Here is a 21,820-nt window from a genome sequence, read left to right on the forward strand (position 1 = left end):
CCTGGAAATTTTGTTTCCTCAAAAACTAACTGTCAGCGTCGGCCTGTCAACAATTCTTGGTTGCAGGACCGATAGAGAGGCTGGTGTGGCCCTATCGCGCCATGGCGTGGTATTCGTCGTTCGGCCGCATGTCGATCGCCGCGGCCACCCGGTTCGACATGTTGAAGAAGGCGGCGGTCGAGGCGACGTCCCAGATGTCGCGGTCGGAAAAGCCGGCCTGGCGAAGTGCTGCCCGATCGGCCTCGACGATCTTGGCCGGCTCCTCGGTCAGCTTGACCGCGAATTCGAGCATCGCCTTTTGCCTCGGGGAAAGATCGGCGGCGCGGAAATTCATCGCCATCATCTCGCCGAAGGCTGGGTCGCCGGAAAGCTGGCGCACCGCCGCGCCATGGGCGGTCAGGCAATAGTAGCAGTGGTTGACGCAGGAGACGGCCACCGCGATCATCTCGCGCTCCAGCTTCGACAACCCCGACTCGCCCAGCATCAAATCGTTGTACATGTCGGTGAAGGCACGCAGCTTCTTCTCGTCGAAGGCGTAGGCCCGGAGCACGTTGGGAACGAGGCCGAGCTTCTCCTCGCATTTGGCGAAATAGCTCTTCGTCGCTTCGCTCAATTCCGCCTGCTCGAGGTCAAGTGCGGTAATTCTGCCTGTCATGGACACGCCTCCTCATCATTCATCCGTGATTTGCGCCGATTTCCGATATTTCGTCGAAAGCCGTCAAACCTTTGTCGCCAAATACCGGTCATCTGCTACCATAGTTGCAAAAGCATGTGACGGGAGGGACTTCGCATCATGGCCAGCCTGAAAGCCGCAAGCCAGCCGAAAAAGACAGCTACGGTGAGGGGAGGCGCGGTAAAGGCGAGCGAACGACAAGGCAGTCTAGGGGACTATCTCTTGGCCCGCGCGCCGGCCGAAGACGTCGCCGCCTATGACGCCGCCGACCTCGAACGCGCCGCCGATCTCGCCAGGCGCGCCGTCGCCAAACATAAGAAAGGCGATTGCGTAGTCGCCATCGACGTCGATTCCGGCGTCGTGCGCCAAGGCCGGCCGATGACGATCATCACCGTCGTCAATGACAACATGCCATTCCTGTTCGATTCCATCCTCGGCGAGATCACCGACAGCGCCGGCGAACCGCTGCTGGTTACTCATCCGGTCATCGTTGTCAGGCACGGCAAGAGCGGCGTCGAGGAAATCCTCGGCGATGGCGGCTTCGCCAAGGGTGATCCCAGCCATGACCGGCTGAGCGTCATCCACGTCCATATCGGCCGCCTTCCGGTCGAGCAGGCCGAGGCTTTGGCCGGGCGATTGAAGAAGCTTCTGGGCCAGGTGCGCGCCGCGGTCACCGACTGGAAGCCGATGCTGGCGCGGCTCGACCAGGCGATCCACGAATTCCGCTATGCGCCGGTGCCGCTCGACAAGGCCAGCGTCACCGAGGCGATCGCCTTCCTCGAATGGCTGCGCGACGACAATTTCACCTTCCTCGGCATGCGCGAGTTCAAATACACCGGTGGCGAAAAGAGCGGCACGCTGGAGCGCGCGGAGAAGCCCGGCCTCGGCATCCTGTCCGATCCGGACGTGCTGGTGCTCAGGCGCGGCACCGAAGCGGTGACGACGACGCCGGAAATCCGCGCCTTCCTGCACGGGCCGGAGCCACTGATCGTCACCAAGGCCAATGCCAAGTCTTCCGTCCACCGCCGCATCTATCTCGATTACATCGGCATCAAGACCTACACCGCCAAGGGCGCGCTCGCCGGCGAATTGCGCATCGTCGGCCTGTTCACCTCGACCGCCTACACGCGTTCGGTGATGAAGATTCCCTATCTCAGGTCGAAGGCCGAGACCATCATCGCCAAGTCCGGTTTCAATCCCGGCGACCATTCCGGCAAGGCGCTTACCAATGTGCTGGAAAGCTATCCGCGCGACGAATTGTTCCAGGTTCCCGTGCCAGTCCTTCGCAAGCATGCCGAAGCCATATTGGGGCTGGTCGAGCGACCACGCGTCAGGGCGCTGGTGCGCGCCGACCAGTTCGACCGCTTCGTCTCCATCCTCGTCTTCGTGCCGCGCGATCGCTACGACAGCGTCGTGCGCGAGAAGATCGGGGCCTACCTGAAGACGGCGTTCGAAGGCCGCTTGTCGGCCTACTATCCAGCCTTCCCCGAAGGCGGCCTGGCGCGCGTCCATTTCATCATCGGCCGTTCCGGCGGCAAGACGCCAAAGGTCGAGCAGGCCACCATCGAGGCGGCAATCCGCGACATCGTGCGCACATGGGACGACGCGCTGCGTGAAGCAGCCGCTGAGACCGGCGCCGAGGCGGCGCTCCCAGCCATCGCCTCGCGTTTCTCGGAAAGCTACCGCGACAGTTTCCCGCCGGCGGTGGCGCTGGCCGACGCCAGGCGGATCGCCGGGATCGATGCCGCCAATCCGATCGCCATCGATTATTACCGCCATGCCGACCAGAAGCCACATCAGGCCGCGCTCAAGATCTATCACCACGGCGAGCCGGTGGCGCTGTCCAGGCGGGTGCCGGTGCTGGAAAACATCGGCTTCCGCGTCATCAGCGAGCGCACCTTCGAGGTCGGCGACGATCGCTCGGGCATGATCAATAGTGATCAGCCGGGCATGGTCTTCATCCACGACATGGAGCTTGAAAACAGCTACGGCAAGCCGATCGACCTCAGCGACAGCGGTGCATTGTTCGAGGAGGCGTTCCTGTCGGTGTGGCGCGGCGACATCGACAATGACGGCTATAACGGGCTTGCCCAGACCGCCGGCCTGTGGTCGGGCGAAGTCACCATCCTGCGCGCCTATGGCCGCTATCTGCAGCAGGCGGGCATCCCGCAGAGCCAGGATTTTATCGCGGCAGCACTCAACCGCTATCCCGACATAGCGCGGGGCTTGCATGCGCTGTTCGTCGCCCGTCTTGGGCCGACGGCCGAGGGCGAAGGCGCGGTGGCGGCCAAGCATCTCAAGGCCAAGATCAGGGATGCGCTGGAAGAGGTGCCCAACATCGATGACGATACCATCATCCGCCGCTATCTCAATCTGATCGAAGCTTCGCTGCGCACTAATCATTTCGTTGCCGATACGAAGGCGAAAGGCCAGTCGCTGGCGATCAAGTTCGACTCGCAGGCGGTCGACGGCCTGCCGGCGCCGCGGCCGTGGCGCGAGATCTTCGTCTACGGTTCCGAGGTCGAGGGCGTGCATCTGCGCTTCGGTCCAGTTGCACGCGGCGGCTTGCGCTGGTCGGACCGCGCCCAGGACTACCGCACCGAGGTGCTCGGCCTGGTCAAGGCGCAGCAGGTCAAGAACGCGGTGATCGTGCCCGTCGGCGCCAAGGGCGGCTTCTATCCGAAGAAACTGCCGATGAGCGCCGGCCGCGACGCCATTTTTGAAGCAGGCACCTCGGCCTACAAGAACTTTGTCTCGAGCCTGTTGTCGATCACCGACAATATCGGCCTGGACGGCGTCATCCCGCCGGCCGGCGTGACCAGGCGCGACCAGGACGATCCCTATTTCGTCGTCGCCGCCGACAAGGGCACGGCGACCTTCTCCGATACCGCCAATGCGATCAGCGAAAAGCATGGCTTCTGGCTCGACGACGCCTTTGCCAGCGGCGGCTCGGCCGGCTACGACCACAAGAAAATGGGCATCACCGCCAAGGGCGCATGGGAAGCGGTGAAGCGGCATTTCCGCGAAATGAACCGCGACATCCAGACCTCGCCCTTCACCGTCGTCGGCGTCGGCGACATGTCGGGCGACGTGTTCGGCAACGGCATGCTCCTGTCACCGCAGACCAGGCTGATCGCCGCCTTCGACCATCGCGACATCTTCATCGACCCCGATCCTGACATGGCGGCCTCGATGGCCGAGCGCAAACGCATGTTCGATCTGCCGCGTTCGAGCTGGCAGGACTACGACAAGACCAAGCTGTCGGAAGGCGGCGTCATCGTCTCGCGCAGCCAGAAATCGATCACGCTGCCGCCGGCCGCGGCCGCCGCGATCGGTCTTGCCAAGACCACCGCCTCGCCGGTCGAGATCATGAGCGCCATCCTCAAGGCGCCGGTCGACCTTCTGTGGTTCGGCGGCATCGGCACGTATCTGCGGGCATCGACCGAAACCAACGCGGATGCCGGCGACCGCGCCAACGATGCCATTCGAGTGACCGCGCTCGACGTGCGCGCCAAGGTCATCGGCGAGGGCGCCAATCTCGGGGTGACGCAGCGGGCCCGCATCGAGTTCGGGCTGGCTGGCGGCCGCTGCAATTCGGACGCCATCGACAATTCGGGCGGCGTCAACTGCTCCGACGTCGAGGTCAACATCAAGATCGCGCTGGCCTCGGCCATGCGCAAGGGCGCGCTGACGCGGCCTGTGCGCAACAAATTGCTGGCCGAGATGACCGGTGAGGTCGGCTCACTCGTGCTGTCCAACAACTACCAGCAGACTTTGGCGCTGTCGGTCGCCCGCAAGCGTGGCCTGGCCGACATTGCGCATCAGAGCCGCTTCATGACGGCGCTGGAAGCGCGCGGCCTGCTCGACCGCGCCGTCGAGACGCTGCCGTCTCCCGCGGCCCTTGCCGAGCGCGAGGCGCGCGGCGAACCGCTGACCAGGGCCGAGCTCGGCGTGCTGCTCGCCTATGCCAAGATCGTTCTGTTCTCCGACATCGTCGCCAGCGACGTGCCCGACGATCCGCATTTCGACCGCGACCTGATGGGCTATTTCCCCGATCGCATGGCCAAGAAATATGCGGCCGAGATCCACGACCATCGCCTGCGCCGCGAGATCATCGCCCGTGTCGTCGCCAACGATCTGGTCAATCGCGGCGGCCCCTCCTTTGTCAACCGGCTGCAGGAAGCAACCGGACGCACGGCAGCCGACGTGGTGCGGACCTTCGCGGTTGTCCGCGACGGTTTTGCGCTGCCGGCGCTCTATCTGGAGATCGACGCGCTCGACAACCAGATCGACGGCCAGGTGCAGCTCGACCTCTACCAGTCCATTAGCCGGCTTATCTATGTGACCTCCGGCTGGTATCTGAAGAACGATGCCGGCATTGCACCGCTCGGCCAGCGGATCGCCGAATTGCAGGAGGCGCGCAAGGCGCTCGAACCGAAGCTCGTTTCGCTGCTGCCCGCTTATTCGCGCGAACGGATCGAGGAGCGGCGGCACAGCCTGTTCAAGGGCGGCGCGCCGGAGCGGCTGGCCGGACAGTTGGCGCTGAGCGAGGTGGGGGAGCTCATCCCCGACATCGCTCTGGCGTCACGGATGGCGAGTGCCGACATCTTTGCCACTGCGAAGGCGTTTTTCGCGGTCAGCGATGCCTTCCGCATCCCACGCGTCGAGGATGCGGCGCGCTCGATCTCACCATCGGACTATTACGATCAGATGGCGCTGTCGCGCGCCACCGACACGATCGGCGCGGCCAGACGCGGCATAGCGGTGGCCGCCCTCACCAGCCACGCCAAGGCGGCGGACCCGGTGGCCGCATGGCTGGAGGCCGGCGGTGAGCGCGTGGCGCGCATCCGCGAGCGGCTGCAGGCGCTGACCGAAGGCGGCGACATCACCGTGTCGCGGCTGTCGGTGGCCTCGGGACTGATGAGCGACCTGACGGGGATGTGACAGTCTTCCATATCGCGCGAGATTGCCGGCAAAAACTGCGCTATAGAGCACAGCGGCGCCCTGCTTCGGGGCGCCGTTTCCAGGAGGGGACATGGCCGAGATAGCGGTGCAGCGGACGTCGAGGCGCGGCATCTGGGGCTGGATGCTGTTCGACTGGGCGGCGCAGCCGTTCTTCACGGTCATCACCACCTTCATCTTCGGGCCCTATTTCGTCTCGCGCATGGCGAGCGACCCGGAGACGGGCCAGGCGGCCTGGGGCTACGGCATCGCCGCTGCGGGATTGGTCATCGCCGTGCTGTCGCCCATCCTCGGCTCGATCGCCGACCAGACCGGGCCGCGCAAGCCATGGATAGCATTCTTCGCCTCGATCAAGATCATCAGTCTTTGCCTGCTATGGTTCGCAGCGCCCGGCTCGAACCTTTTCCTGGTCGTGATGTTCTTCTCGCTCGCCTCCGTGGCGGCGGAATTCTCCACGGTCTTCAACGACTCGATGATGCCGCGGCTGGTGCCGAAGAGTGAGATCGGCCATGTCTCCAACATGGCCTGGGGGCTTGGCTATCTCGGCGGGATGATCGCGTTGATCTTCGTCGTCACCTGTTTGGCGGGCTCGCCGGAAACCGGCAAGACGATCATCGGCATTGACCCGCTCTTCGGCCTCGATCCGAAACTCGGCGAGGATGCGAGGGCCACCGGACCGCTGTCGGCCGGCTGGTATTTCCTGTTCATCCTGCCAATGTTCTTCTTCACGCCCGATGCCATAAAAGGCCTTCCGATCGGGCCAGCGGTGCGCGAAGGGCTGTCGGAATTGAAGTCGACGCTGGCTGAGGTGCGCCAGCGCAGCGGCATCTTCCGCTTTCTCATTGCCCGCATGATCTATCAGGACGGCGTCAATGCCCTGCTGGCGCTGGGCGGCACATTTGCGGCAGCGATGTTCCACTGGTCGATCACCGAGATCGGCATGTTCGGCATCATCCTCAATGTCGTCGCCATCGTCGGTTGTCTGGTTGCCGCGCGCCTCGACACGGCGCTCGGCTCCAAGATCATCGTGATGATCTCGCTCGTCCTGCTCAGCATCGCCACGATCGGTATCGTCTCAACCGGCCCAGGCTATACGCTGTTCGGTGCCTGGATCATGCCCGAAACGGACAGCGGCGGCTTGTTCGGCACAGCGGCGGAAAAGGCCTATATCTTCTACGGCCTGCTGATCGGACTGGCCTTTGGCCCGGTGCAGGCATCGTCGCGCTCCTACATGGCGCGCAGCGTCACCGCCGCGGAGTCGGGCCGCTATTTCGGCATCTACGCGCTGGCCGGGCGGGCGACCAGTTTCGCCGCGCCTTTCATGGTGGCAACGATCACCCTGGCCAGTGGCTCGGCAAGGCTCGGCATGGCGGCGATCGTGCTGTTCCTCGGTGTCGGCATAGCGATCCTGATCAAGACGCCGTACCCGGCGGACCGGCCGGCTGCGTGAGCTGCTCTTTCTTCTCCCACAACAAGGGGAGAAGGGAAGAGGCGCTCAGTGCCGGAAGTGCCTCACGCCGGTAAACACCATGGCGATGCCGTGCTCGTCGGCGGCGGCGATGACGTCGTCGTCGCGCATCGAGCCGCCGGGCTGGATGACGGCGGTGGCGCCGGCTTCGATCGCCGACAAGAGCCCGTCGGCGAAGGGGAAGAAGGCATCGGAGGCGACGACCGAGCCCTTGGTCAGCGGCTCGGAGAGACCAGCGGCCTCGGCCGCATCGAGCGCCTTGCGCGCGGCGATGCGCGAGGAATCGACGCGACTCATCTGGCCGGCGCCGATGCCGACCGTGGCGCTATCCCTGGCATAGACGATAGCGTTCGACTTGACGTGCTTGGCGATGCGGAAGGCGAATTTCAGATCGGCCATCTCGGCCGGCGTCGGTGCGCGCTTCGTCACGACCTTGAGCTCCAGGTCGTCGACCACCGCATTGTCGCGGCCCTGAACGAGCAATCCGCCGGAAACGGATCTGACGGTGGTGCCGACAGTGCGCGGATCGGGCAGGCCGCTGGTGACCAGCAGGCGCAGGTTCTTCTTGGCGGCGACGATCTGAACCGCCTCCTCCGAGGCGCCCGGCGCGATGATGACTTCGGTGAAGGTCTTGACGATCTCCTCGGCGGCCTCGGCATCGAGCAGGCGGTTCATCGCAACGATGCCGCCGAAGGCCGAGACGGGATCGCAGGCCAGCGCCTTGGCATAGGCCGCCTTCAGTGAAGCGCCTTCGGCGACGCCACACGGGTTGGCATGCTTGATGATGGCGACAGCGGCCGAGCGGGCCGGGTCGAACTCGCCGACCAATTCGAAGGCGGCGTCGGTGTCGTTGATATTGTTGTAGGAAAGCTGCTTGCCCTGAAGCTGGCGGGCCGTGGCGACGCCTGGCCGCTTGTCGCCGTCGACGTAGAAGCCGGCGCCCTGATGCGGGTTCTCGCCATAGCGCATGATTTGGTCCAGCCTGCCGCCGAAGGCGCGCCAGGTCGGATGCTCGATCTCGAGCGCTTCGGCGAACCAGCCGGAGATCGCCGCATCATAGCTAGCGGTGCGCGCGAATGCCTTGGCCGCCAGCTTCTTGCGGAAATCCAGCGACAGCGAGCCGAAATTCATCTCCAGCGCATTGAGCACCGAGGCATAGTCGCCGGGGTCGGTAACGATGGCGACATAGGCGTGGTTCTTGGCCGAGGCACGGATCATCGCCGGGCCGCCTATGTCGATGTTCTCGACGATCGAGGCGTAATTGGCGCCGGAGCGGCGGACCTCCTCGAAGGGGTAGAGATTGGAGACGACGAGATCGATCGGCTCGATGTTGTGATCGTGCATGGCTTTGGCGTGGTCCGGGTCGTCGCGCACACCGAGCAGCGCGCCATGCACCGAGGGGTGCAGCGTCTTGACACGGCCGTCCATGATCTCGGGAAAGCCCGTCAGCTCGGACACGTCGCGCACAGCCATGCCGGCCTCGGCGATCGCCTTTGCCGTGCCGCCGGTGGAGATTAACTCGACGCCGGCCGCGGCCAATGCCCTGGCGAAGTCGATGAGGCCGGTCTTGTCGAAGACGGAGAGCAGCGCGCGACGCACGGGGACGAGGTCGGGCGCGGGGATGTTCTTGGCTGCGACGGCCATGGGCTGGTGGCCTTTCGGTTGGGAAAGTGTCCGCGCGCCGTAGCACATGACATCAGGAAATCAAGACGGAAGCTCAATCAAGCTGGGCGCTTCGTCGCGACAGGCACAGTCAGCTCTTCTGGGGATAGCCGGCGATCACGGTTCGCGTCAGTTGCCAGTGGACTTCCGATATCTCCGAGGCCTTGAAGGCCAGCACGATCTGCCGGCTGCGGCGCGGTCCGCCAAGGCCGGCGAAATAGATCGATTCCTCGACGTCTGGCGCCACTTCGGTAGAGGTAAACACCCAGGTGTCGGCCTGGTCGGCGGTGAGCACCAGGCGGTCATGCTCGTCTTGCAGCAGACTTATGTCGGGATGGATGTGAAAACGCACGGTGACGAAATCGCGGCCATTGTTGCGGATGGCAGCATTGCCCGGCCGCTGGAAGCGGTCCCTGCCGGTGAGCACGTTGCCATCGGTCGACAATGTCAGCTCGCGCTCATGCAACAAGCTGAAGCGCGCGACATAGCCGTCATGGCGGGCCAGAAAACCCTGGCTGCCCGGTTGGTCGGTGCGTTTGCACGGCACATTCTGCGGGCCGCCAATCAACGGCGTGCCAAGCAGGTCGTTGACACGCAGCGAATGACTGAACCGCGCCGACGAGGTGTCGTTGATTGTGGCGGTCGAGTGGGCGGCCGTGGCGCGGGCAAGCGGCCGGAATTCGGCGGCGCCATAGGTGTCGACGCCGGCATTGACGATATAGTGCTGGCGGCCGGAGGACAGTTCGAAGGCAAGGCAGCCGGCGTGCGCGGCGTTGGAAACATCGACGGGCGGCGGTGGGCCGGTATCGGCGATGACCGTCACGCCGCCCATGGAGAGGCGCTCATAGCCCGAATGCGGCGCGTGCAGCAGCGGCGCGCCGGCGGTGTCGTCGTGGCGCAGGATGGTGGCGATGCGGTCGTGGATGGTCGCGCCCATGCCGTTGAAGCGGGCGAGACTGCCATCCTGGTGGCGAAAGAAACGCAGCGCCGGCAGCATGCGGTCGATCGCCCCCATCAGGGCCGCCGGCGGCGTCTCCGCCTGGTTGGCATAGGTCTGGCGCAGCGGCAGAAGGTCGGCAAGCAGCTCGAGAACGGTCATCGGATTGCGGGAGATATGACCACCATCGGGCAGGATCTGGCGATCGAGCTCCTCGGCGAGGTTGCGCGTCGCGCTGCGCAGCGCCGATGCGGGCGCCGGCAACGACAATGCGGCAAAGGCGAGCGCTATACGGGCGCGCAGCCTGTCCTTGCCGTCCGGCATCTCGCGCGCCATCGCCCTGAGGTAGCGGATCTGGACGGCAAGCGATTTCAGGAAGGCCCGGTAGAAGGGAAATTCAGCGCCTTGCAGCACCACCGAGGAATGCTGCAGCCAGGCGATGACGCGCTTGGCCGTCGTGCCGGGCTCCCATCCGACGCCGGAAATCTGGCCGCCATGCATGGCTATCCAGTCGGAAACCAGCGCGCGGGCATTGGCCGCGGCGAGTTCGGAGCCGGCAGCACGCATGTGGCGCAGCCAGCGAAAGCCATGCAGCGTCTTTTGCCAGCCGGGATTGGGCACAGCGATCTGGAACGGCGACTTGCCGCCGGTCTCCACCATATGCCCTGACAGCGGATAGCGGCCATAGTAGATCTCAAGCGCGATCTGCGGGTCGGCGAGGCGCAGGTCCGGTGGAGCAATCAGGACGCGCTCCGGCGTGCGGCCGGAATAGCGCCAGCGATAGACGGGCCCGGCACGCAGGCGCCGGCGCGCCTTGCGCCAGAACTCCCTCGCGACAAGCGTCCATAGACGCGTCGTGCTGCCGGCAGCGAGTGCCAAAACCCCTCCTCATCGCCCTCAACCCGAAGACAAGCTTATGTGATTCAAGAACTTATGCGAAGGCGAATTCCACGGAAGTCCTGGAGTTCAACCCGCTTTCCGCATGGTTCTCCCCAAAAAAGTCGACAAATTTTCCGGGCCCAAGTCTTTAAAGTGCCCTGCGCATGCGGGCGGCGAAGAAGCCGTCCAGACCGGAAACCTCTGGGGTTTCGAGCTCCATGTCGGCGGGCGTCGTGCGCAGCGTGCCTTGCGGCGTCAGGAACGGATCGATGCCGGCGACTTCTCCTGGCCGCAGCGGATCGTCGACGATATCAGCCGTCCCGGCGAGGAAGGCGCGGTGAAGCGCCTCGCCTTCGAGCGGGTCGAGCGAACAGTTGGAAAAGACGATGCGTCCGCCCGGCCTGACCAGGGTCACAGTGCGGGCCAGCAGCCTTGCCTGCAGGGCGGCAAGCTTTTCAACGTCGGCCGGCGTCTTGGTCCAGGGCACGTCGGGATGCCGCCGCACCGTGCCGGTCGAGGAGCAGGGCGCGTCGAGCAGGATAGCGTCGAACAATTCGTTCGGCTCATAGCTGAGCAGATCGGCCTGGACGATCTCTGCGGTGAGGCCGAGGCGCTCAAGATTCTGCGCCAGCCGCGCCAATCGGTTCTTCGATGTGTCGACGGCGGTGACCTGGGCGCCGGCAAGAATGAGCTGGGCCGTCTTGCCGCCGGGCGCGGCGCAGAGATCGGCGACGCGAAGCCCCCTGACATCGCCGAACAGCCTCGCCGGTAGGCTGGCCGCGGCATCCTGCACCCACCAGGCGCCCTCGGTGAAGCCGGGCAGTTCGGTGACGGATGCGCTGAGTTTTTGGACGCGCACCGTGCCGGTCGGCAGCACGATGCCGCCGAGTTTTTCAGCCCACAGCGCGGGGTCGGACTTGACCGAGAAATCGACCGGCGCCTCGACGCGGTGGGCAGCGAGGATCTGCCTGGCCTTGTCGACGCCGTAGGTCGCCTTCAGCCGGTCGGAGAACCATTTTGGCGCTTCGTCGGTAGCGGCAAGGGCGGCAGGCAATTCCGTTTCCTTGGCACGCGCCAGCGTGCGTAGCACGCCGTTGACCAGACCGGAGAAACGCAGCGTGCGTGGGTCGGACTTGGCATGGGTCACGGCAAGATCGACGGCGGCGCTGTCAGGAATGTCGAGGAACAGGATCTGCGCCGCCGCCACATGCAATATGTGCGACAGGGCGGTGGCGTTGGGCGGCAGCGGCTTTTCCAGGCGGCGCGAGAGCAGCCCCGTGATGGTCATGCGATAACGAAGTGCCGTGACCAGTATGGCGCGCACCAGCGCCCGATCGCGCAAGTCGAGCGCCTTGTATTGCGGGTGGCCGTTTTCGTGGTCGGTCAGCCCGTCAAGCGGCGTTCTGGCATCAATGACGGCGGCAAGCAGGCGGGCAGCCGCCTTGCGGGCGGCAAGGCCGGCCACCTCTGAAGCCTGGCTTGGAAGTGGCTTCATTGTGTCGATGTTCGTTTGGCTAGTCCGAAAACGGCGCTGATGAAAGCGTCCTTGCTTCCTGCGGGGGAAGACAACATCAAATATTCACTCTCTACCTTGCTGAGGTAATCGGAGATTTGTCTTGGAGAGACGTCTTCGACGATGAGACGCATGACCTGCTGCAGATAGGTATCATACTCGTCTTCGGGAAGCGGTCGGAATCCAAGCTCGCCGGATCTTGCTATATTCTCCATCGGTATTCCGATGGGGTTCCAGTGCTTAGCGCAAAGGAGACGCATCTCCTCCAACTGTATTGGCAGCTTCCCGTCCGTTGCTACGCTCACGACCACCGGCCCTTGGGCCCGGTCGGATTGCGTCCCCACGGATTGGCTTTCGGCTTGGCCGGCTGCTCGGGCCGCGCGACGCGGTCCCACGGGCCTGACGGCTGTGGTTCGTCCGCCTGCCGCGGCGAGGGGGCCTGACGCGAGGGCGGCTGGGTTTTGCTGCCACCCATCTCACGCGCCATCGCCTGCAAGGCGGCGATGCGGTTTTCGGTGCTCGGATGGGTGGAAAACAGACTGTCCATGCGCTCGCCGGAAAGCGGGTTGATGATGAAGAGATGGGCCATGGCCGGGTTGCGCTCGGCATCCGGATTGGGAATGCGTTCAGCGCCGCGGGCGACCTTGTCAAGGGCGGACGCGAGCCACAGCGGATGGCCGGTGATTTCGGCGCCGCGCCGGTCGGCCTCGTATTCGCGCGTGCGGCTCACCGCCATCTGCACGATCATGGCGGCTAAGGGTGCGACCAGCATGGCCACCAGCACGCCGACAAAACCGAACGGGTTGTTGTTGTCGCGGTTGCCGCCGAAGAAGAAGGCAAAATTGCCGAGCATCGAGATCGCGCCGGCAAGCGTGGCGACGATGGTCATGGTCAGCGTGTCGCGGTGCTGCACATGGGCGAGCTCGTGCGCCATCACCGCGGCCACTTCCTCATGCGAAAGCCGCTGGAGCAGGCCGGTCGAGGCGGCCACCGCGGCATTCTCGGGATTGCGGCCGGTGGCGAAGGCGTTTGGCTGCGGATTGTCGATCAGATAGGTCTTGGGCATCGGCAGGCCGGCCTCTTTGGCGAGCGCCTGCACGATGGCGTAATACTCGGGCGCATTCTTCTCGTCGACCTCGACGGCATGGTTCATCGACAGCACCATCTTGTCGGCGTTCCAATAGCTGAACAGGTTCATGCCGGCGGCGATCAGCAGCGCGATCATCATGCCGCCCGAGCCGCCGATGAGAAAGCCGACGCCCATGAAGAGCGCGGTCATGGCGGCCAGAAGCATGGCGGTGCGAAGGGTGTTCATCGTCTGCTCCGTTTCTGCCCGCGCTGCGGAAAGGGGGTCGATCGTTGTATGCTCATGGCTATATGATGGGAAACGCTTGTTCCTGTTTCAATTGGCCGCTGTTTCAATCCGCCGGGATTATCGCATGATCGACGAAACCAGTAAAACGAATGCCAGCTCCGCTGGCGAGGCGCCGCAAAAGACGTTGACGCCGGCGGCCAAGCGCGCGCTGGAGGAGGCGCAAGCGCGGCGCGAAAACTATCGTGCGAAGGAAGCCGCGCTGCCGAAGGAGATCGGTGGTCGCGGCGGCAAGGAACCCGGCCGCTATGGCGATTGGGAAGTCAAAGGCCTGACCAGCGACTTTTAGCCCAAGAATCGCCAGTCAGCGAAGCTCAACAGGCCTCGACGGCACGCTCCGGCCTGAGGGCGATCCAGCCGCTCTCGTCGATCGCGATGCTGACCGTGTCGTAACTGACGATCGCCGTATGTCGCGTTTCCAGCGCATGCTGATGCGTGGCGTTGATCACCATGACCGCAGCTCCGGCGGCCTCGGCTGCCCTAATGCCTGCCGGCGCATCCTCGAAAACAAGACAATCGCGTGCATCGACACCGAGCCGTTCCGCGCCGAGCCGGAAGCAGTCGGGGGCTGGCTTGCCGAAGGTAACATCCTCCGCCGCGACGAGGACAGAGGGGACTGGGATGCCGGCAGCCTTCATGCGCAGCAGCGCCAGTTCGCGCGGCGCCGAGGTGACGATCGCCCAGCGCTCGGGCGGCAATGACGCCAGAAACGCCACGGCGCCGGCGATCGGATGAATACCATCCAGATCGGCCGCCTCGGCTTTCAAAAGTGCATCGGCTTCGCGGACCGGATCGACACCTGGAAGCGCCAGCCGGCCGATGGTCTCGATCGCCCGCACGCCGTGGATCGTCGGCAGGAATTTCGCAACGTCGAGACCTTGCCGGTGCGCCCACTGCGCCCAGACCCTTTCCGCCGCGGCAATCGAATTGATCACCGTGCCATCCATATCGAACAGGAAGGCTGCGAATTTTCTGCCTGCGAACATCTGAGATCCTGGGTGTTTCGGGAGGGGTAAAGGCGTTGTTCGACCGTAGCGTGAACGTCTTGCCATGGGAAGGTTAGGGGTGGCTTTTCGATCAATGGGCTGGGAACCACGGCCTTCCTTCCGCGTTGAGAAGTCGACTTCCAGAATGACCGCAGGGGGCAATCGCCATGCTGATCCGGCTCGGCTATGAAATCGCTATCGACTGTGTTGCCGCCACGCCGGTCATTTCACTGCTCGATATCCACCGGGATCGCCAACCCGACATCAAGCGGCAGACGCGCGTGCTGACGTCGCCTTCCGTGCCCACCACGGTCTATCATGATCTCCATGGCAATGCCTGCCGCCGCTTCACCGCGCCGGCCGGTGGCTTCCGCATCCTCTACGATGCGGTAGTCGAAGACAGCGGCGAGCCGGACGAGGTCAACACACTGGCCAGGGAATTGCCGGTGGCGGAGCTGCCCGACGATGTCCTCGGCTACCTGCTCGGCAGCCGCTATTGCGAGACCGACCATCTCAGCAATCTCGCCTGGCAGCGTTTCGGTCATCTTCCCTCCGGCTGGGCGCGGGTGCAGGCGATCGTCGATTACGTCCACAACCGTCTGTCCTTCGGCTATGGCTATGCGCGTTCGACCCGCACGGCGGCGCAGGCGCATGAGGAGCGGGTCGGCGTCTGCCGCGACTTCGCCCATCTGGCGATCACGCTCTGCCGCTGCATGAACATCCCCGCCCGCTATGTGAACGGCTATCTCGGCGACATTGGTGTGCCGGTCGACCCGGCGCCGATGGATTTTTCGGCCTGGATGGAAGTGTTCCTAGACGGCAAATGGTACACGTTCGACCCTCGCCACAATGTGCCGAGGATCGGCCGCGTCGTCATCGCCCGCGGCCGCGATGCGACAGACGTGCCGCTTCTGCACAGTTTCGGCTCGCATCGGCTCAGCCTGTTCAAGGTCTGGACCTATGAGCAGGAAAGCAACCTGTTCAATCCTCCCCATCATGGTATCGATAGGACCGTCAACGCGCAGATGTTGGCATAAGCATGCGGGCGCTGCCGGCGCCGTTGCGAAGGCCTCCCGGGTCGGGTGCACCTGATCCGCTTCGGCACAGCATCTCTGTGCCGGATAGGGACCGAATTTCCGGACGGCGCGGCAGCGAGCGGATCATGGTAAGCGCTTCGTAAACGAAACGGCCACTGGGCCTTCCCGTTTACGGGTTGTTTACCATGCCGCGTTTTGAAACATAGCAGAAACAATGGCTTGGCCGCGAGCAACCGGCGTTCCGCTCCATGGCAAGGCCATCCGGCCGGGATCCTGCAATTGCGCCTTCACATGGCTACGGGGCCGTGATGATGGAGGCGAAGCATGCGGCATTTTGAGGGTCTTGCTCAGGCGATCGGCAGCTTCGGCAGGGATAGCAGCGGAAACATCGCGGTTCTTTTTGGCGTTGTCGGGTCGGTTCTGGTGCTGGGCGCCGGCTTTGCCGTTAACGTTTCGCAGCTCTACAACGCCAGATCGAGCCTGCAAGGCGTGGTCGATGCGGCTGTGACCTCGACGGCGCGTGACCTGACGACTGGAGCCATCAAGGAGGCCGAAGCCAGCAAATCGGTGCAGGTCTTCCTCGACGCCAACAACTCGGCCGGTATCCTGCAGGCCGACCAGATCGTCCTTGACAAGCTGACGGTCGACAGAACCGCCAATACGGTCCAGGCGGACGCGCATGTCGATGTCGGCCTCTATTTCCCGATCTTCGGCCTGAGCAAGGCGCGGCGCGTCACCGCTTCCACCACTGCGCTTTATTCGGACAAGAGGATCGAGGTGGCGATGATGCTCGACATTACGGGATCGATGGCGAAAAGGGGCAACGTCGACAAGATCGGCGATCTGAAAGCAGCGGCGAAAAACGCCGTCCAGACGATGCTTCAGAACCAGGATCCGAAGAACCCCCGCATCCGCGTCGCGCTTGTGCCTTATGCCTCCGCCGTGAATGTCGGCAAGCTGGCGGAAAACGTCTATGCCGAGAAGCAGGGGGGCGCTGACCTGCCGCCCGTCGCCGGCAGTTCGCTTCTCGTCGCCAAGACGGGCAGCAAGCTGCTGCCGTCCTTCAGCGACTACACCTCCATTGTTGGCGCGGCGATGCCTCGTTCCGATGATTGCGCCACGGAGCGCAAGGACAAAAACGGCGATCCGGATTTCAGCGCCGACGGCCCCGACACGGTTCGCACGAACAGCAAGGGCAAGAAATATTATGCCCTGGTCAATCGGGATGATCATCTGGGTGGCGGAGGAATGAACAGGTGCCCGGATGCGGAGGTGATCCCGCTGACCGCCGATTCCGGCGCCCTGCTCGATTCGATCGACGACTTCCGGGCCGATGGTTACACCGCCGGCGCGATCGCCATTCAGTGGACCTACTATATGCTATCGCCGCAATGGCGCGCGGCGATCAAGAATGCCGGTCTCGGCAGCGGCCCCTCGGATACAAATGCGAAGAAGATTTCCAAGGTCGCGATCCTGATGACCGATGGCCAGTTCAATACCGCCTTCGCTGGCGCTGGGGGCAGCTATAACAGCCAGGGCAACCTTGCGCGTGGCAACGCTGAAACGCTATGCGGCAACATGAAAAGTGACGGCATCGAGATTTTCACCATCGGCTTCGACCTGAACGACAAGGATATGTCGTCAACCGAGCGGGATCAGGCGAAGGCGGTGCTAAAGGACTGTTCGTCGAAAGACGTCTCCGCCGCCAACAGACATTATTTCGAGGTTTCCACCGGAGTAGAACTGGACGCCGCCTTTCAGGAAATCATCCGCAACACGGAAAAGGTTACGCTGACCCAGTAATCCGCCTACGGAAAAGGCCGCCGCTTCCTTCGAAGCCGGCGGCCTTCCGTGTTTCCGTCCATGGCGCGGCCCATGGCGGCGACCTCCAGGTCGCCCGCCGCGCATCTCGCGCCTTAACGGGAAGACTGCTTCCCGAAAGTGCAATCCGCTGAGGCCACGTTCTGGAAAACGAAATCACTCGACATCGGATCACCTCCTTTCGATTTGTTGAACACACAATGATGATGGGGTGCGCCGCAGCAAATGGCAAGGCGTCCTGTTGAAAAAGCCGCATGTGATGTTTTTCGGCACCGGAGCGGGTTGCGGTCTGCCGGCCAACCGGACAACATTGTCGCACTGGACTGTCGGCACCCGGCGCATCGGGGAAGGAAATGGAAGCCAGCAACAAGGCGGCACGGATCGTTCGAACGGTCATCGAAACGCTGAAACCGGGTTTTGCGGTCAGGCTGTGGACCGGCGAGCGGATCGGGCCCGCCACCGGCCCCGTGCTCACCATCAACGACCAGGATATCGTCTGGCAGGTGGTCCGCCGCCCCACCTTGTCGACGCTGATCGAGATGTGGGTGTCGAAGGCCATCGACGTCGAAGACGGATCGCTGTTCGACTTCTATGCCTTGCCTTCGCAAGGCAAGCTCCGCGCGAAACTCAAGACATTACCGAAGCTTGCGGTCCTGCGCGACCTGCCTGCGGTGCTGTTTTCGAGAAAACAGATGACGACACGATCAGACCTTTCCGGCCGCAACCCTTTCGTCAGCGGTTCGAACAGGCAAGCGATCCAGCACCATTATGACATTTCGAACGCCTTCTACCGGCTCTTCCTTGACGAGCGCATGGTCTATAGCTGCGGCTACTTCACCGATTTCGCCAATGGCATCGACCAGGCGCAAAAGGATAAGCTCGATCACATCTGCCGCAAGCTCAGGCTGAAGCCTGGCGACAGGCTGCTCGATATTGGTTGCGGCTGGGGAGCGATGCTGATCCATGCCGCGAAGAATTACGGCGTCACCGGCCACGGCGTCTCATTGTCGGAAGCCCAGACGGCGCTGGCGCGCGAACGCATCCGCGCCGAGGGGCTGGAGGATCGCATCACCATCGAGATAAGATCCTATGCCGAACTCACCGGTTCCTTCGACAAGATTTCCTCGATCGGCATGTTCGAGCATCTGGGGCTCGCCAACCACGCCACCTATTTCTCGACTATCCATCGGCTGCTCAAGCCCGGCGGCATCTATCTGCACCATGCCATCACGCGGCGCGACAAGGGCAGCATCAAGAAAACCCTGCGCAAGGGGCCGGAATACAAGGCGTTGCTCAAATACATCTTTCCCGGCGGCGAGCTCGACACGATCGGCATGACGCTTGGCAATTTCGAAGCGCACGGCTTCCTCGTCTACGATGTCGAAAATCTGCGCGAGCATTACGCCCGCACCTGCCGCCTGTGGGCGGAGCGTCTGGATGCGCGCTTCGACGAGGCGATCGCGGAGGTCGGCGAGGCCAAGGCGCGGCTCTGGCTGCTTTATCTTACGGGCTGTTCGATCACCTTCGAACGCGCCTCCGCGCAGATTTTCCAAACCGTCGTCACCAAGCGGGCGCGAGGCCCGAGCGGCCTGCCGCCGACGCGGGCGGATTTGTATCGGTAGTTCACACGAACCGCATCGGCGCGCCGATTTCGACGCTGGCTGGCCGGTCGACGGTGCAGTAGACGCCCATATTGTGCGCGTTGTGGCGAACCAGATTGCGCAGGATTGCCGGGTCGTGGTCGAAGCCATCCTGGGCGATGATGGTGAAGCCGCATCGCCGGCACGGTTCCGATATGGTCAGCAGCAGATCGCCGATCGCCAGCTTGCGACCGATCCATTCCGTTTCCGGGAACGATCCCTCGATGGCCGCCATGTCGACGACGATGTTGGGGCGGAAGCGGCGCGGGTCGGGCGTTCCCAGGGGATGCAATGCTTTCAGGCGCGCCATCGAGGCGGTGGTCAGCAGGTGGATAGGCGCCTTGCGATAGCGCTCCGCGGTCAGCGGGCCGGAATAATCCGGCGCAACGTTTTCCCTGCGAAACGGCCGGATCGAGGCCTCGAAACCGAGATAGGCGGAAACGACGCGGTCGCTTTCGGCGCCGGGCGCGGCCAGCCAGTCGCCGCCGGGAACGGCGATCTCGAGCGCGCATTCACCGGTCAACCGGGTGCGGATCAGCGGCACCTTGTGCCATTTCGCTTCGCGGTCGGGCCGCGCGATCTCGTTGTTCGAGGCATCGACAAGGCCGAACAAGCGATCGCCATCGATGGTCTCTTTTCCGACCGCGATTACGTCCTGGCGCTCGCCGGCGAGCGAACTCGCCGGATAGCGCCAGAGCTCGCTGACAGTGCCGATCCCGGTCGCGACCGGCATCAGGCCTTCTTGTTCTGGCGGTTGGCGACGAGATCGTCGACCACCGCCGGGTCGGCCAGCGTCGAGGTATCGCCAAGGGCGGCAAAGTCATCCTCGGCGATCTTGCGCAATATGCGCCGCATGATCTTGCCCGAGCGGGTCTTGGGCAGGCCCGGTGCGAACTGGATCTTGTCTGGCGTGGCGATGGCGCCGATCTCCTTGCGGACATGGGCGACGAGTTCCTTGCGCAACTCCTCGCTCGGCGTTTCGCCGGCCATCAACGTGACGTAGCAATAGATGCCCTGGCCCTTGATGTCGTGCGGATAGCCGACGACGGCCGCTTCCGAGACCTTGTCGTGGCTGACAAGCGCCGACTCAACCTCGGCCGTGCCCATGCGATGGCCGGAAACGTTGAGGACATCGTCGACGCGGCCGGTGATCCAGTAGTAGCCGTCGGCATCGCGGCGGCAGCCGTCGCCGGTGAAATATTTGCCCTTGTAGATCGAGAAATAGGTCTGCACGAAACGCTCGTGATCGCCATAGACGGTGCGCATCTGGCCGGGCCATGAGTCGGTGATGCAGAGATTGCCGTCGGCCGCACCCTCCAGCACCTTGCCGTCGCCGTCGACCAGTTGCGGCTGGACGCCAAAGAAAGGCCGCGTCGCCGAGCCTGCCTTGAGGTCGGTGGCCCCGGGCAGCGGCGTGATCAGGATGCCGCCGGTCTCGGTCTGCCACCAGGTGTCGACGATCGGTACCTTGCCGTTGCCGACGACGTTGAAGTACCACTCCCAGGCCTCCGGATTGATCGGCTCGCCGACCGAACCCAGCACGCGCAGCGACTTGCGCGAGGTCTTCTGCACATGCGTGTCGCCGGCACCCATCAGCGCACGCAGCGCCGTCGGCGCGGTGTAGAAGATGTTGACCTTGTGCTTGTCGATGACCTCCCAGAAACGGGATTGCGAGGGATAGTTCGGCACCCCTTCGAACATCAGCGTGGTGGCGCCGTTGGCGAGCGGCCCATAGAGGATGTAGCTGTGGCCGGTGACCCAGCCGACATCGGCGGTGCACCAGTAGATGTCGCCGTCATGGTAGTCGAAGACATATTGGTGGGTCATCGAGACGTAGACGAGATAGCCGGCGGTGGTGTGCAGAACGCCCTTCGGCTTGCCGGTCGAACCCGACGTATAAAGGATGAACAGCGGGTCCTCGGCCTTCATCTTCTCGGGCTTGCATTCCGCCTTAACCGTGGCGATCTCGTCGTGGTACCAGACGTCGCGCCCCGGAGCCCAACCAACCTTGCCGCCGGTGCGGCGCACGACCACGACCTTGTTGACCATCACGAAATTCTTCGCGGCGATGTCGATCGCCTTGTCGGTGTTTTCCTTCAAGGGAATGGACTTGCCGCCGCGCAGGCCTTCATCGGCGGTGATGACGAAAGTCGATTCGCAGTCGACGATGCGGCCGGCCAGCGCGTCCGGCGAAAAGCCACCAAAGACTACCGAATGGATGGCGCCAATCCGCGTGCAGGCGAGCATCGCATAGGCGGCTTCCGGGATCATCGGCATGTAGATGGTGACGCGGTCGCCTTTCTTGACGCCGTGCTTTTTCATCACATTGGCGAGCCGGCAGACGTGCTCGTAAAGCTCGTTATAGGTGATCTTCTTGTCGTCGTAGGGATTGTCGCCCTCCCAGATGATGGCGGTCTGGTCACCGCGCTTCTTCAGATGCCGGTCGATGCAGTTCCAGGAAACGTTGGTCTGGCCGTCCTCGAACCATTTGATCGAGACCTTGCCGTCGAAGGAGGTGTTCTTGACCTTGCTGTAGGGCTTGAACCAGTCAATGCGCTTGCCGTGCTTGCCCCAGAACTTGTCCGGGTTCTTCACGCTGTCGGCGTGCCATTTGAGATAGGTGTCGTTGTCGATCAGCGCGTTCTTCTTCCACGCCGGCTGGACGCGGTGGACATGAACATCGGACATTCTTAGCTTTCCTCCCAAACCATGCCGCCGGCTTGACGCACCAGCGGGCTCGCGGTGTTGCAACCGCGAATTCGCGCGCATTATTAACAGTTCCGCCGTAACGGCAACATTAGACGTTGGATTCGCGCGGCGGGATGCCGCAGCAGCCTTTTTCAATGCTGTCAGCACTCGGGTACGATCGC

The 21,820-nt window shown here is 63.6% G+C and carries 15 protein-coding genes; 6 read left to right on the plus strand and 9 right to left on the minus strand.

Annotated elements, in window-relative coordinates; all coding sequences use genetic code 11:
- Nucleotides 1-91 precede the first annotated feature (91 nt).
- Nucleotides 92-655, minus strand: a complete 564-nt coding sequence (locus CN311_RS14725) for a peroxidase-related enzyme (RefSeq protein ID WP_097574524.1) — start codon at nucleotides 653-655, stop codon at nucleotides 92-94.
- Nucleotides 656-793: 138 nt separating this feature from the next.
- On the opposite strand from CN311_RS14725, the gene CN311_RS14730 reads away from it, so the two are divergent.
- Nucleotides 794-5,617, plus strand: a complete 4,824-nt coding sequence (locus CN311_RS14730) for an NAD-glutamate dehydrogenase (protein ID WP_097574525.1) — start codon at nucleotides 794-796, stop codon at nucleotides 5,615-5,617.
- Nucleotides 5,618-5,708: 91 nt separating this feature from the next.
- On the plus strand, nucleotides 5,709-7,085 hold the full coding sequence (locus tag CN311_RS14735; protein ID WP_097574526.1) for an MFS transporter: 1,377 nt from the start codon (nucleotides 5,709-5,711) through the stop codon (nucleotides 7,083-7,085).
- A 45-nt stretch (nucleotides 7,086-7,130) separates the two neighbouring features.
- On the opposite strand, the gene purH is transcribed toward CN311_RS14735, so the two are convergent.
- From purH to htpX, 5 genes are all read right to left on the minus strand, one after another.
- Nucleotides 7,131-8,747 carry a bifunctional phosphoribosylaminoimidazolecarboxamide formyltransferase/IMP cyclohydrolase gene (gene purH / locus CN311_RS14740; protein WP_097574527.1) on the minus strand — a complete coding sequence of 539 codons (1,617 nt, stop codon included), beginning with the start codon at nucleotides 8,745-8,747 and terminating at the stop codon, nucleotides 7,131-7,133.
- Nucleotides 8,748-8,856: 109 nt separating this feature from the next.
- Nucleotides 8,857-10,581, minus strand: a complete 1,725-nt coding sequence (locus CN311_RS14745; RefSeq protein WP_097574528.1) for a heparinase II/III family protein — start codon at nucleotides 10,579-10,581, stop codon at nucleotides 8,857-8,859.
- A 148-nt stretch (nucleotides 10,582-10,729) separates the two neighbouring features.
- Complete coding sequence (locus tag CN311_RS14750) at nucleotides 10,730-12,076, minus strand: RsmB/NOP family class I SAM-dependent RNA methyltransferase (RefSeq protein WP_165779708.1); 1,347 nt, start codon at nucleotides 12,074-12,076, stop codon at nucleotides 10,730-10,732.
- Nucleotides 12,073-12,309 carry a hypothetical protein gene (locus CN311_RS14755; RefSeq protein ID WP_133117177.1) on the minus strand — a complete coding sequence of 79 codons (237 nt, stop codon included), beginning with the start codon at nucleotides 12,307-12,309 and terminating at the stop codon, nucleotides 12,073-12,075. The genes CN311_RS14750 and CN311_RS14755 overlap by 4 nt, the downstream gene beginning before the upstream one ends.
- An 86-nt stretch (nucleotides 12,310-12,395) precedes the next feature.
- Entirely contained in the window at nucleotides 12,396-13,409 is a 1,014-nt protein-coding gene (gene htpX / locus CN311_RS14760) for a zinc metalloprotease HtpX (RefSeq protein ID WP_097574530.1), read from the minus strand.
- A gap of 124 nt (nucleotides 13,410-13,533) precedes the next feature.
- Between htpX and CN311_RS14765 the strand changes: the two genes are divergently transcribed.
- Nucleotides 13,534-13,755 carry a DUF1674 domain-containing protein gene (locus CN311_RS14765; RefSeq protein ID WP_097574531.1) on the plus strand — a complete coding sequence of 74 codons (222 nt, stop codon included), beginning with the start codon at nucleotides 13,534-13,536 and terminating at the stop codon, nucleotides 13,753-13,755.
- Nucleotides 13,756-13,780: 25 nt separating this feature from the next.
- Here CN311_RS14765 and CN311_RS14770 read toward each other — a convergent pair whose 3' ends face one another.
- The gene (locus tag CN311_RS14770) at nucleotides 13,781-14,452 is read right to left on the minus strand and encodes an HAD-IA family hydrolase (RefSeq protein ID WP_097574532.1); all 672 of its coding nucleotides are present in this window, start codon (nucleotides 14,450-14,452) and stop codon (nucleotides 13,781-13,783) included.
- Between the two features lie 167 nt (nucleotides 14,453-14,619).
- On the opposite strand from CN311_RS14770, the gene CN311_RS14775 reads away from it, so the two are divergent.
- The 3 genes from CN311_RS14775 to CN311_RS14785 all read left to right on the plus strand — a co-directional run bounded on the left by CN311_RS14775 (nucleotide 14,620) and on the right by CN311_RS14785 (nucleotide 18,932).
- Nucleotides 14,620-15,489: a transglutaminase-like domain-containing protein gene (locus CN311_RS14775; protein WP_097574533.1), complete on the plus strand. Its 870-nt coding sequence runs from the start codon at nucleotides 14,620-14,622 to the stop codon at nucleotides 15,487-15,489.
- A gap of 324 nt (nucleotides 15,490-15,813) precedes the next feature.
- Nucleotides 15,814-17,292, plus strand: a complete 1,479-nt coding sequence (locus CN311_RS14780; protein ID WP_097574534.1) for a TadE/TadG family type IV pilus assembly protein — start codon at nucleotides 15,814-15,816, stop codon at nucleotides 17,290-17,292.
- A gap of 371 nt (nucleotides 17,293-17,663) precedes the next feature.
- Nucleotides 17,664-18,932 carry an SAM-dependent methyltransferase gene (locus tag CN311_RS14785; RefSeq protein WP_097574535.1) on the plus strand — a complete coding sequence of 423 codons (1,269 nt, stop codon included), beginning with the start codon at nucleotides 17,664-17,666 and terminating at the stop codon, nucleotides 18,930-18,932.
- A gap of 1 nt (nucleotide 18,933) precedes the next feature.
- Here the strand turns inward: CN311_RS14785 and CN311_RS14790 are convergent, their stop codons facing one another.
- Together CN311_RS14790 and acs are read right to left on the minus strand one after the other, a co-directional pair.
- Nucleotides 18,934-19,683, minus strand: coding sequence for an MOSC domain-containing protein (locus CN311_RS14790; RefSeq protein WP_097574536.1), 750 nt, complete (start codon nucleotides 19,681-19,683; stop codon nucleotides 18,934-18,936).
- Complete coding sequence (acs, locus tag CN311_RS14795; protein ID WP_097574537.1) at nucleotides 19,683-21,638, minus strand: acetate--CoA ligase; 1,956 nt, start codon at nucleotides 21,636-21,638, stop codon at nucleotides 19,683-19,685. Before acs ends, CN311_RS14790 begins: the two co-directional genes overlap by 1 nt.
- Nucleotides 21,639-21,820 lie beyond the last annotated feature (182 nt).

Source organism: Mesorhizobium sanjuanii, assembly GCF_002529485.1.
In the GTDB taxonomy this organism is placed as follows: Bacteria; Pseudomonadota; Alphaproteobacteria; order Rhizobiales; family Rhizobiaceae; genus Mesorhizobium; species Mesorhizobium sanjuanii.